Here is a 12,059-nt window from a genome sequence, read left to right as displayed (position 1 = left end):
GGGGAGTCGTATATGGAAAACAATAAATTGGATAAGCGCACAAAATGGAGCTATTGTATAGGAGCAACCGGAAGAGATATGGCGTATGCACTTGTCTCTATGTTTCTTCTTACATATATTCAATATACGATGAAACTGACAGTTGCCCAATATGCAGTAATATCAGCAATTATGGTAGTGTGTCTGCTGTGGGATGCCATTAATGATCCAATGATGGGAATTATTATTGAAAATTCGCATTTGAAAGCCGGAAAATTTAAACCTTGGATTTTTATAGGAGTAATTTTAAACAGCCTGATAATTATCTGCTTGTTTACAGTAAGGCCGGAAGGATGGGGATTTGTTGCATTTTTTGGAGTGGGATATCTTTTATGGGGAATGACTTACACAATGAATGATATTGCCTATTGGGGAATGCTGCCGAGTCTTACATCAGATCCGGGAGAACGGAACTGGCTGGTAACCGTACAGGGGATTTTTATCTGTATCGGACAGTTTTCTGTTGCAGGTCTGCTCCCTGATATGGTAGCTGGAAATGCGATTATGGCATATCGGACGGCTGCGATTGTGATTGCTTTTTGTTTTATTGGTTTCCAGCTACTTACAGTGTTTGGAGTAAAAGAGAGAAAACGACCGGAAAAGAAGAGAACACTGTCATTAAAAGATATGTTTCATATATTCCTGAGAAATGATCAGTTGATAGTGATTGGAATTGCATGTTTATTATTCCAAATCGGAAATGCTATTCTGATTATGATTGGAATGAATTTCTTTTATTTTGAATTTGGATATTCTGTAGGTGGCAGTCTTGTATTTTGGTTTACAATTATGTATGGATTAGGAACGCTGATATCAGAGGCATCTTTTGCGTGGCTTTCCTCAAAATTCACACGAAATCAGATTATAACTGCAGCTACCATCATTACAGTCATTGGGTATATGCTTTTTATGAGTGTAGGCTACATTTTACCCAAAAGTGTTGTTTTACTGAATATCATCGGTTTTCTAATCTTCTTTTCGCAGGGAGCATTCAATATGACGATGATTGTCATGTTAAATAATACCATAGAGTATGATGAAGTCCGGTTTCATGAACGACATGACAGTATTATCTCAGCAGTAAGATCTTTTGCAACAAAGCTGGCCAGTGCGGTTGATCAGGCGGTTGTTGCGTTAATACTGATTATAAGCAATATCTATGCAATCAGTCAGAAAATATCCGGATTAGAAATAAAAGCTGGTACAGGAGAACTTACTTCGGAAAATGTAATTGTACAGGCAGATAAATTTATCCAGACAGCAGATGCCGGACAAAGATTTATATTGCGTCTTGGAATTGTAGCTGTTCCGGTAATTTCTATAGGAGCTGCTTATATATTGATTAAACGGAAATATATCATTGACGAACGTAAGTATGAAGAACTGGTAGCGGAAATAAAAAGCACAAATAAAAAATAATTCAATAATAAAGCGGAGCAATAGAATGAAAAAAAGAATTATGTCGGTATATCCATTGTAATATTATTATGTAGCGTTGTTTTTGGTGTGGCAGTTCAAAGAAAACGTTCATTTGTTGAAGAAGTCGTTATCGAAAAAACGAGCAGTTTTTATTATTTTGATGAAGAGGGATATGCAGGGATTTATAATTGATAGGACGAAATCTCCGGAGTTTTCGGGCAAAATAGATTTCGTCCTTTTTCCTGTCCAAAAGGGAAAAGTTTTCAAAAATATAGACATGAGAAAATATGAAGTGCTATAATAAAACTCATGTTTTTATTCATGACAATAGAATGCCCGCAGAGCGTGCATTCTATTGTAATCAGCACGGGCTTTAAGCGGGAAAATGGGGAAGCAGACACATGAAAAACAGAAAATATGATCTGGCTGCGTTTATGATGGCTGTGCTTGTCGGCGCGGCTGTTTTGTTTGGATGCGGCGAGCCTTCAGGAGCGGTATCCAAAGAAGAGCCGCTTACCGTATATCTTTGGGAAAATTCTTTGATCAAAAATCTGGTACCTTATATTCATGAACAGCTTCCGGATCAAGACATAGAGTTTATCGTTGGTAACAATGATACCGATTTATATAGTTATATGGAAGAACATGGCGAGCTGCCGGATGTGATAACGGTGCGGCGGTTCTCCGGAACAGATGCTCAGGATTTACAGCCGTATCTTATGGATTTTTGCGGTTATGATGTTGTTTCCAGGTATTATTCCTATGCATTGCAATATTATAAAAATTCTGACAATGAAATTCAATGGTTGCCTGTCTGTGGTCTGCCGCAGACGATCATTGCCAATAAGACACTGTTTGATCAGTATGGTATAAAAATCCCGTCAAATTATCAGGAATATGCAGAGGCCTGCCAGCAATTTTATGAGAATGGAATCAAACCCTATTCCCTGGATCTTGCAGAAGACTGGTCTGCCCATGAAGTGATTCAGGCGGGTGCCATTGGAGAATTCACAAGTCTGGATGGAATTGAATGGCGAAGCGGCGCAGAAACCTCATCGAGGGAAGTAAAATTTGACGATGGATTATGGAAACGTATTTTTTCAGAAACCAGCAGGTTTTTAAAAGACTCTCATTTGGGGAAAGACGATATTCTTGTTAATGCGGATATTGCATACCAGACCTTTGTAGAAGGAAAAGCAGCAATGTTCCACGGATATCCGGCACTTATGCAGCAGCTGCAGACACAGATGGACGCGCAGCTGATCTGCATTCCTTATTTTTCCCAGACCTCAGAGGAAGCCTTTGTGTATATGACTCCGTCTTTAAATATTGCATTCAATAAAGACCTGGAAAAAGATCAGGAAAAGCTGGAGACTGCATTGGATGTGCTGGATTGCATGATCTCAGAAGAGGGACAAAGGCTGATCGCCGATGGAAGATGTGTGATCTCATTGAATACAAATGTTCCGACGATGATGCAGGATATATCCGGTCTGGAAGATGAAATGAAAAGTAATTCCATTTATATCCGATATTCTGCTCAAAAATCCTTTCCTGCCAGTCTGGAAGCTATTCATGGTTTGTTGTCAGGCGAGCTGGATGAAGCCCAGGCATATGATGCTTTCCGCAGTGCAATGAACGCGGAGGATACAGAAGAAAAGGCAGTGGTAAATTTTGACCGGGAGTATTCCATAGCACTGAATGATAAAAATGGCCGTGATGCGGCATCCTCTATTTTAACTACGGTCCGAGTTGAAAACAATGCACAGCTGGCTATTGCACCATATTATTATTTCACCGCTTCTATTTATAGGGGAGAATGTACCAGCAGTCGTGTTGCTCTGATGACAGCAAAGAGCTCAGACACCTCTCTCTATTTTGCAAAAATAAACGGGGAACAGGTTTGGAAGCTTGTAGAGAATTATCTGGATCATACAGAGGATGAATTTTCTATAACAAATAAATACGAATTGCCCATTCTGTCCGGGATGAAAATAACCGTCCAAAAGGAAGAAAACGGATTTTTGTTAAAAGATATCGCGGTAGATCAGGAAAAAATAGACAAAGAAAAGGAATATTCCATTCTTCTTACAGATGCTACAAGGTCTATTCTGGAAAAAACAACTCCGGGATGTAGGATAAAACGGCTTCCGGATATGACGTTATCCAGTGCGTGGACTGCATTTATGGAAAAAGGACAGCAGCCGTTGGCACCGGAGGATTACATAGAGGTTAAAAAATAAAGTGCAGATGGAACAGGCAGCAGTGAAAAGAAAAAAAGTAATCGTTCCGTTCCTGATAGGGCTTCTCCTTATTTCAAGCATAGTCTTTATAAAGCATCTTATGAACAGGATGAACAGCTATATCGAGAAAAACGGAAAAATGTGTATGGGAGCTGTTGTGGAACAAATGCAGCAGACCTATGAACTTCAGACAAATGGATACTATAGCCAGCTGCATTTGGTGGAAGGCTATCTGCTTCAGAAAAAGGAACTGTCCCTGGAAACAGAAGAAAACCGTAATTTTTTTGAGGCGTGGGAAAGGGAATCGGAAAGTACACTCCTGTTTCTTCAGGAAAATGGTAAGGCAATCACTGCAGACGGAACGAAAATGCGGATTGATATTCCAAGTAAGCTTCTGTTGGATTTAAGGAACGGACATAATATTGCAAAACTGGTTGCCTGGAATCATGAAGAAATACAAAACGGTGCTTATTTGGTTGCGATTTCATGTCAGCCATATCGCATTGATGGAAAAACGTATACCGCAATTGGAACGGCATATAATCATGCAAAATTAGATTCTATGCTAAAGCTTAAGGGATATCATGGAAATGCCTATCTGTTTCTGTTGGATAACGAGGGAAACATTACATATACGAATCAGAGTAAAGATGTATTTTTCCGGAATTATTCTCTGTTAAAGCACTTAAGGAAGAGCCAGGCTATCACAGAAGGTGAGGCAGAAACACTTCAAAAAAGACTTGCAGCCAGAGAACAGGGAGTAGAGCTTTTGGGTGGAAAATCGCCCTATTATCTGGGCTACTGTCCGATAGAAAGCAACCATTCCATGTTGATCTGTATTGTGGCAAAAGGTGTTGTCGATAATACCCTGACAGAGTATCAGAAAGCGGTATCATTTACAACAATGTTTATGGTAGGCTTTATCCTTTTACTCTTTGCCGGATTATTTTACAGTGTTTCCAGACTCAGTATCGCAGATCAAAAAGCAAAATATGAAAAAAGAAATAATGAACTTCAAATACAGGCGATGAAGGAATTGGAAGCATCGAATCAGAATCTGAAAGAGGCAAAGAATATTGCAACAGAAGCTTTACAGACAGCGGAAAATGCAAATAAGGCGAAAACAGATTTTCTGTCCAATGTGTCCCATGACATTCGCACACCCATGAATGCAATTGTTGGTATTACAGCTTTGATCCGACATAATGCAGGGGATAAGGTCAAGGTATTGGAGTATGTAGATAAAATTGATATATCCGCGCAGCACCTGTTAGGGATCATTAACAATGTTTTGGATATGAGCAAGATCGAAGCAGGAAAAACAGCTTTTCAGTATACGGATTTTTCTATTTCGGATCTTTTGCAGGATCTGAATGCGATGTTCCATTCACAGGTAGAAGAAAAAAATCAGACCCTTACAATTACAAAAGAAAAGATCCGGCACGAGTGGGTAAATGGAGATCAGGTTCACCTGATGCAGATTTTTAGCAACCTCTTGTCCAATGCAGTAAAGTATACACAGGAGGGGGGAGCCATTCATTTTGTGGCAGAAGAATGTGAAACAGCCTCCACGGTCTATGCAAGGTATCGCTTTTTCGTCCGTGATAATGGAATGGGAATGTCAGATGCTTTTAAAGATACGATCTTTGATGCCTTTACCCGAGCAGAAAACTCTGTGACAAATAAGATACAGGGAACCGGACTTGGAATGGCCATCACCAGAAATCTTGTGGAAGCCATGGGAGGCACGATTTATGTAGAAAGTAAACCCGGCCAGGGAAGCTGCTTTGAAGTGCTTATAGATCTGAAAATTGCAAAAGAGCGGCCTGCATTCCTGTCATCAAAGGAAGAAGAAACGCCGAATGGAGCGATCCTGGAGGGAATGCACTTTTTATATGCAGAGGATAATGAACTGAATGCAGAGATTTTGACAGAGCTGTTAAAAATGAAAGGTGCTGAGTGTACGATTTGTGAAAATGGGCAAAAGGTGGTGGAGACCTTTGAACAGTCTGTGCCCGGAGCGTATGACATGATCCTGATGGATGTGCAGATGCCTGTCATGAACGGTTATGATGCTGCAAGGGCAATCCGAAGGAGCCTACACAAACAGGCAGGGACAATTCCGATCATTGCAATGACTGCCAATGCCTTTTCGGAGGATATCCGGCATTCTCTGACAGCCGGTATGAATGCCCATATTTCAAAGCCTGTTGATATGATGCTATTGGAAAAGACCATCCGAAGTATAAAATCCGGTGGGGGGGCCGAAACGCAGGCTGATAAGGAATAGCGATGAATGGGAAAAGCGGTTTGCAGATGGGTAAAAATAAGAAAATCCCAAGCCCGTGGATGCGAAATTACTGATAACAATGATCAACGAATTAACAGAAACTTATTAACGACTATAGAAAGGAAATCAGGATGGCAAATTTTAAAGAACGTTATCTGGCAGGAGAGATCGAGTTTGAAGAAATCGATGATTATGTGGACGAATGGAATAACAGCGATGATATCCGAACACTCGCACAATTTCTTGGCTTGAATGAAGAGGAAGAGGATGTGTGGATCGACGAAGGAGACGATGCGCTCTATGAGCTCTTAGAGCAGCAAAGGGAAGGCTGAAACTGTGAGGAAAGAAAAAATGATACAAAAATATCAGGAGGAGAAAGCAATGCTATACTTTGATAGTGACTACATGGAAGGCGCACATCCTGCAATCTTACAGCGCCTGATGGAAACGAACATGGAGCATACCTACGGCTATGGAAAGGATGCCTATTGCGAATCTGCAAAAGCAAAAATCCGCACAGCATGCCAGTGCCCGGAGGCGGAAATTTATTTTCTGGTCGGCGGGACCCAAACAAATGCGACCGTGATCCGGGGATTTTTAAAGCCCTTCGAGGGGGTTATTGCAGCGGATACCGGACATATCGGTGTCCACGAGGCTGGTGCAATTGAAAGCGGCGGCCATAAGGTGCTGACGATCCCACACAAAAACGGGAAGCTTGAGGCTGCAGCGGTAAAGCACTATCTGGAACGCTTTTATCAGGACGGCAGCTGTACCCATATGGTGCAGCCCGGCATGGTTTATATTTCCCATCCGACCGAATATGGAACACTCTATACAAAAGAAGAGTTAAAGGCGCTTCGAAGGGTCTGTGAGGAATATCAGCTGCCCCTGTTTTTGGACGGTGCGCGTCTGGGCTATGGACTTTGCGCACCGGGAACAGACGTGACACTTGCAGATCTGGCAGAACTGTGCGACGTGTTCTATATTGGAGGCACAAAGGTGGGCGCACTGTTTGGAGAAGCCGTAGTTTTCCCGAAAAAGAATACGGTTCCGGGATTTTTTACCCTGATGAAGCAGCAGGGGGCGGTGCTTGCGAAGGGACGTCTGCTGGGGATTCAATTCGATACGCTTTTTACAGAAAATCTGTATTTGAAAATTTCTGCGCATGCGATCGATATGGCCATGAGGATCAAGGAGCTTCTGACGGAGCATGGGTGTCCGCTTTATATCAATTCCCCGACGAATCAGCAGTTTGTCGTATTAAATGCAGCACAGCGGGAAGCACTGAAGGATCGTGTCAGCTGTGAAACCTGGGAAGAGCTGGAAAATGGAGCTGCTGCAGTGCGGTTTGCATCCAGCTGGGCAACAAAATCGGAAGATGTAGAAGAGCTGGGACGGATTTTAAAAACGCTGCCGTGAATCGAATGTATAAAAATGGAATCGCCTGATTAGAAAAACCGGAAAATCTGTTCCGACGCCACACGAGGTATTGTCGTAAGGCATCTGGAAAGATTTTCCGGTTTTTGCATCAATAATAGAATGTTACTGTTTGATGGAATATACGCTCTGTATGTTACAGATAAAGCAGTTCGACTTCGAGGCGTTGGTCAGAATTCATACACCTTACTGTATTTTTCTTCAAAATAGCGAAGCAGCGGCTGTGCGCTGATTTCCTTGCCGCAGACCCGTTCGATAACCTCTTTGGAGTTATACATGCTGCCAAAACGATGGATCTTTTCCTTCAGCCAGTGGGTGATGTCGAGGATTCTTCCGTTTTCCAGAACCGTATCCAGATCTCCGAGATCCTTTTGGATCGCTTCAAGATACATGCCGTCATAAATGGAGCCCAGCAGGTAGGAGGGGAAATATCCAAAGGAGCCGTCTGACCAGTGCATATCCTGCAGGATGCCTTCTGCATCGTTTGCAGGAGTAATGCCAAGCAGCTCCTGCATTTTCTGATTCCAGAGAGCTGGCAGGTCATCGGTCTTTACATTGTCTCTGAAAATTGCTTTTTCTATTTCGTAACGCAGGATGATATGCAGACCGTAGGTCACTTCATCCGCTTCCGTACGGATCATGCTGGGGTGTACGTCGTTGATCGCTTTTATAAACGTATCAAATGGGACGGTTTTAAATTCTGGAAGCAGCGCGGACATTTTTTCGTAAATTGGTGTCCAAAAGTGTGGGTTTCTGCCGAGGATATTTTCGTAAAAGCGGGACTGGCTTTCGTGAAGTCCCATCATATTGATCTGGGCTGCGGCAGTATGCCAGAAATCCTTATCGACATTTTGCTCGAAGATTGCATGACCGCCCTCGTGAATGGCGGAGAATATCGAAGAAATCGGATTGTCGGCATAATAGTGGTTTGTTACGCGGACATCGCCGGGGCAGAGCGTTGTCGTAAAGGGATGCATACTCTCGGCAACCGCGCCGCAGTCAAAGGAAAAACCGATATAAGAAAGCAGCAGCTCCTGGACCTTTTTCTGAGCATCCGGGTCAAAGGTCTGCTGCAGGGCAGACAGATCCGGTTTGGGAGCTGCCTCGATTTTGGCAAGCAGCGGAAGAAGTCCTTCTTTTAGTTCTGCAAAAATGCGGTCGATCGTTTCCGTATCCATACCGTCCTCAAAAAGACCGACCAAAAATTCATATACATCCTGATCTGGCTCCATGTAGTGGACATATTCTTTTGTCATGGAGATGACCTTATCCAGATGGGGCGCAAATACAGAGAAATCAGAAGCCTCCTTGGCTGCCTCCCAGGCTTTTTCGGAACGTGCCTTTTCTGTGACATATTCCGTGTAGAAGGCTTCCGGAATACGCTTGAAGCGTTCGAAATCTCTCAGGTTTCGCCGGATCGTAAGCTGCATGGCGGGAGACAGCTGATCATATTCTTCGGGAGCAGAGAGCTTTTTTAACAGGCTGCCGTATTCGTCCGCCGTCGAAAGGCGGAAGGATTCCGTGGAAAAATAGCCTACCGCAGACAGCTTTGCTTCGATGCTGTCTTTTGGAGCTGCGGTCTGCAGGTCCCAGTAGAGCAGGGCAATCGCCTGATCGTATTGTTCGAGTCTGGTCTGATAGGCCTGAAATTGTTCGAGTGTCTGTGACATAACGTCCTCCTTATAGGATACTTTTTGGGTCGGACAGAAGTGCCGACCGTTTCTTTTTAAAGTATACCCTGAGAATAGCAAAAGAACAAGGCGGGAATGCCCTGTTCTTTTGCGTCAATAGAGATCAGCGCTTCAGCCAGCCCGCCGGAAGCTCATCCAGGGGTTCAGGCATCTGGAAGGTCTTACCGATCCTGGCAAATTCCTGCGCAAGATTTTCGTCCACCAGACCGGTTGTGGAAGGGGAGAGATTTAACATGAAGTTGACATTCTGGGGGAAATAATCCTTCATTTTGGAAAGTGCCCATTCTGCGTTTGTAACGGGCGTTGTCGGGTCTTCGTCTCTCCAGAACCATGTCTTTGTCAGTTTGTTGCAGCTGATGCCGGGACCGTTGAAGCTATGGTCGACTTCCTGACCGGCGGCGTTTTCATAAAATACAACGTCGGTACCGGATAATCCTTCCTGACAGCCGATGTTCATCAGCATACAATCGGGCTGCAGAGATTTCACAAGGCGGTCGAGCTCCTCGAAGGGAAGCATCTCATAGGAGGGACCGCCCCAGGGAGCATTCCAGCCGTCTACGATCAGGAATGGGATTTCTCCATAGTTTGTAAGAAGCTCGGTCACCTGACCGAAGATTTTTTCTTTCTGCGCTGTTGTGCAGGATCTGTGACCGGTTTGAGCAGTCAGGTCGAGCACGGAAAAATACAGACCGGCAACAATTCCCTCGCTGCGGAACGCGTCCAGATAAGCGGCAACGACATCGGTTTTGTTTGTCGCATTTTTCACACAGTGATCGGTATAGTCGGAGGGCCAGAGATCGAAGCCCTCGTGGTGCTTGCTTGTCAGGGCAGCGAACTGGCAGCCGGCGCTTTTAGCGATTTTTGCCCATTGCTTGCAGTAGTCGGGAGCGGTCGGGTTAAAGTCTTTTTCATCAAACGGGAACTGCCTGGGCAGATCGCCGTTTTCATGGTCGTATTCCCAGTCGATGATGTCGGGGTTGTTGTGGAACTGGAAGGTTGCGCTGTTAAAATGGATAAATGTGCCAAAGCGCAGATTGATAAATTTTTTCTGCAGAGCTTCTAACTGTGTCATTGGTAAAACTCCTTTCTGGTGTCTTGAAATAAATGGATTTGTTTTTCTCGGGCGAAGTTGTATTGCCGCTGTCTGAACTTATCGTAGGATGAATTGGTAAAAAAGACAATAGAAAACTTAAAATAACAAAATATATATGATATAATCATAAAATAACAAAATTTTTGAAGCAAAAAGAAATGGAGAAAATATAGGGATGCAGTTTGGAAAGGGAATTCTTCCGGCAAAGGAATATTTGTCGAACGGGCTTTTCAGCATACAGAATTGCTATTCGGAAGCGGAGAGCAGCTTCAATCAGCAGCTTCATTTTCATGATTTTTACGAGCTGTCGCTGATCTATGAAGGAAGCAGCCGGTTCCTGATCAACGGAAGCAGCTTCGTTGCGGCGGCAGGCAGCCTGCAGCTGATTCGACCATCGGATTATCACAGACAGATGACGGATACAGGGGAATATATCCGTTACTATAACCTGATTTTTCGGCAGGAGGTGTTATCGAACGTATTGCTGGATGCGCTGGAAGAAGCGGTAGAACCGTTTTGCTTTCAGATGCAGGAAAAGGAAATGCAGAAGATGACACAGCTTTTGCTGGAATTAAAAAGAGAGCAGGAAGAAAAAGAAGCGTTCTGGGAAAAAATGTCTGCGGATCTGATCGAAAAAATCTGTATTTTGATTCTGCGAAAAAGCCCGAAGAAACGGCAGGCAAAGGAGGAAGAAATCCCTGAGGCGGTGCGCAGGTCGCTGGTTTTTGTACGGCAGCATTACCGGGAAAAAATCAGGCTGTCGGATGCGGCGCAGAAGGCAGGATTGTCGGAATCGTATTTTTCTTCCGTATTCCATGCCTGTATGGGCGTAACCTTTTCCGAATATATGCTCAATTACCGCCTGTCTCTGGCAAAACGGATGCTGGAGGAGGGAAACATATCCTCTAAGGAAGTATGTGCGGCGTGCGGATTCTTTTCCTATTCTTATTTTCTGACGGCATTTCGTCAAAAATATGATATATCACCGGGCACCTTGGCACGCAGCTGTCAAAGTCCGATAAAAAAAACTTACAAATAGGACGATATTGTATAATATAACAAAAGCAATGGTAAATAAGTCGAAGATTTTGTTGACATTTTCAGATGAAAGGGGTATCTTTTAAGAAAAAAGAAAAACTGTCCGATAGGACAGGAGGGGTGACAATCATGCAGACAGCAACAAAAAAAGAGACAGTACTTGGAATCAGACAGATGGCGATGATCGGTGTGATGACAGCGGTGACCTGTATAGCGGCTCCGTTTTCCATTCCGATCCCGGTCAGCCCTGTTCCGCTTTCCCTGACAACCTTTATTTTGTACCTTTCCGTTTACATTTTGGGCACCAGAAATGCATTCATCAGCTATGTGATCTATCTGCTTCTGGGTCTGGTGGGACTTCCGGTATTTTCCGGTTTTTCCGGTGGCTTTGCAAAGCTTGCAGGACCGACTGGAGGATATCTGATCGGCTTCCTGTTCATGATCCCGCTGACCGGTATTCTGTTTGAGAAGACCGGCAAAAGCTTCTGGAAACAGTTCGGTGCGATGGTTCTGGGAACGCTGGTATGTTACCTGTTCGGTACCGTTTGGCTTTGCCTGCAGCTGAACTTAGACTTCATCGGAGGTCTTGGTGTGGGGGTTATCCCTTACCTGCCCGGTGATACTGCAAAGATTATTTTAGCAGCACTGATCGGACCTGTGATCGTAAAAGCGTTAAAACGGGCGGAATAAGAAGAATCCCGAGAGGAAGATTTTTCCCTGCGGCAGGTCGCAAAAGCGAGAATCCCGGAGGCGGACGTCAAAAGCGTCCGTCTCTTTTTCTTGCATATTTTTGAACGAACTGCTATGTT

The 12,059-nt window shown here is 43.8% G+C and carries 9 protein-coding genes; 7 read left to right on the top strand and 2 right to left on the bottom strand.

The annotated features are described in order from the left end of the window. The first annotated feature begins 12 nt into the window (after positions 1 to 12). The 5 genes from OCV62_RS01490 to OCV62_RS01470 all read left to right on the top strand — a co-directional run bounded on the left by OCV62_RS01490 (position 13) and on the right by OCV62_RS01470 (position 7,410). Positions 13 to 1,458 (top strand): MFS transporter, encoded by a 1,446-nt coding sequence (locus tag OCV62_RS01490; protein ID WP_262584785.1) that lies wholly within the window; start codon positions 13 to 15, stop codon positions 1,456 to 1,458. 401 nt (positions 1,459 to 1,859) lie between these two features. Further along, positions 1,860 to 3,701: an ABC transporter substrate-binding protein gene (locus tag OCV62_RS01485; protein WP_262584784.1), complete on the top strand. Its 1,842-nt coding sequence runs from the start codon at positions 1,860 to 1,862 to the stop codon at positions 3,699 to 3,701. A 100-nt stretch (positions 3,702 to 3,801) separates the two neighbouring features. After that, on the top strand, positions 3,802 to 5,991 hold the full coding sequence (locus OCV62_RS01480; protein WP_262584783.1) for an ATP-binding response regulator: 2,190 nt from the start codon (positions 3,802 to 3,804) through the stop codon (positions 5,989 to 5,991). A 131-nt stretch (positions 5,992 to 6,122) separates the two neighbouring features. Then, a complete protein-coding gene (locus tag OCV62_RS01475) occupies positions 6,123 to 6,323 on the top strand; it encodes a hypothetical protein (protein WP_021914339.1) in 201 nt (66 codons plus the stop codon). A 49-nt stretch (positions 6,324 to 6,372) separates the two neighbouring features. After that, positions 6,373 to 7,410 (top strand): threonine aldolase family protein, encoded by a 1,038-nt coding sequence (locus OCV62_RS01470; RefSeq protein ID WP_262584782.1) that lies wholly within the window; start codon positions 6,373 to 6,375, stop codon positions 7,408 to 7,410. Positions 7,411 to 7,598: 188 nt separating this feature from the next. Here the strand turns inward: OCV62_RS01470 and OCV62_RS01465 are convergent, their stop codons facing one another. Both OCV62_RS01465 and OCV62_RS01460 read right to left on the bottom strand, forming a co-directional pair. Beyond that, positions 7,599 to 9,098: a carboxypeptidase M32 gene (locus OCV62_RS01465; protein ID WP_021914337.1), complete on the bottom strand. Its 1,500-nt coding sequence runs from the start codon at positions 9,096 to 9,098 to the stop codon at positions 7,599 to 7,601. 124 nt (positions 9,099 to 9,222) lie between these two features. Continuing rightward, the gene (locus OCV62_RS01460; protein ID WP_262584781.1) at positions 9,223 to 10,191 is read right to left on the bottom strand and encodes an alpha-L-fucosidase; all 969 of its coding nucleotides are present in this window, start codon (positions 10,189 to 10,191) and stop codon (positions 9,223 to 9,225) included. Positions 10,192 to 10,387: 196 nt separating this feature from the next. Between OCV62_RS01460 and OCV62_RS01455 the strand changes: the two genes are divergently transcribed. Then, the gene (locus OCV62_RS01455; protein WP_262584779.1) at positions 10,388 to 11,251 is read left to right on the top strand and encodes a helix-turn-helix domain-containing protein; all 864 of its coding nucleotides are present in this window, start codon (positions 10,388 to 10,390) and stop codon (positions 11,249 to 11,251) included. A 128-nt stretch (positions 11,252 to 11,379) separates the two neighbouring features. Beyond that, positions 11,380 to 11,940 (top strand): biotin transporter BioY, encoded by a 561-nt coding sequence (locus tag OCV62_RS01450; protein ID WP_118495588.1) that lies wholly within the window; start codon positions 11,380 to 11,382, stop codon positions 11,938 to 11,940. The last annotated feature ends 119 nt before the right edge of the window (positions 11,941 to 12,059 follow it).

The sequence above is a fragment of the Gallintestinimicrobium propionicum genome (genome assembly GCF_025567525.1).
Taxonomy (GTDB): Bacteria; Bacillota; Clostridia; order Lachnospirales; family Lachnospiraceae; genus Gallintestinimicrobium; species Gallintestinimicrobium propionicum.
The sequence above is the reverse complement of the archived record's forward strand: the minus strand, read 5'-3'. Positions and strand labels throughout refer to the sequence as shown.

Bases quoted from the DNA above. Each gene is read 5' to 3' on its own strand.
- OCV62_RS01490 (WP_262584785.1), top strand. From the start codon at position 13: ATGGAAAACAATAAATTGGATAAGCGCACAAAATGGAGCTATTGTATA.
- OCV62_RS01485 (WP_262584784.1), top strand. From the start codon at position 1,860: ATGAAAAACAGAAAATATGATCTGGCTGCGTTTATGATGGCTGTGCTT.
- OCV62_RS01480 (WP_262584783.1), top strand. From the start codon at position 3,802: ATGAACAGGATGAACAGCTATATCGAGAAAAACGGAAAAATGTGTATG.
- OCV62_RS01475 (WP_021914339.1), top strand. From the start codon at position 6,123: ATGGCAAATTTTAAAGAACGTTATCTGGCAGGAGAGATCGAGTTTGAA.
- OCV62_RS01470 (WP_262584782.1), top strand. From the start codon at position 6,373: ATGCTATACTTTGATAGTGACTACATGGAAGGCGCACATCCTGCAATC.
- OCV62_RS01465 (WP_021914337.1), bottom strand. From the start codon at position 9,098: ATGTCACAGACACTCGAACAATTTCAGGCCTATCAGACCAGACTCGAA.
- OCV62_RS01460 (WP_262584781.1), bottom strand. From the start codon at position 10,191: ATGACACAGTTAGAAGCTCTGCAGAAAAAATTTATCAATCTGCGCTTT.
- OCV62_RS01455 (WP_262584779.1), top strand. From the start codon at position 10,388: ATGCAGTTTGGAAAGGGAATTCTTCCGGCAAAGGAATATTTGTCGAAC.
- OCV62_RS01450 (WP_118495588.1), top strand. From the start codon at position 11,380: ATGCAGACAGCAACAAAAAAAGAGACAGTACTTGGAATCAGACAGATG.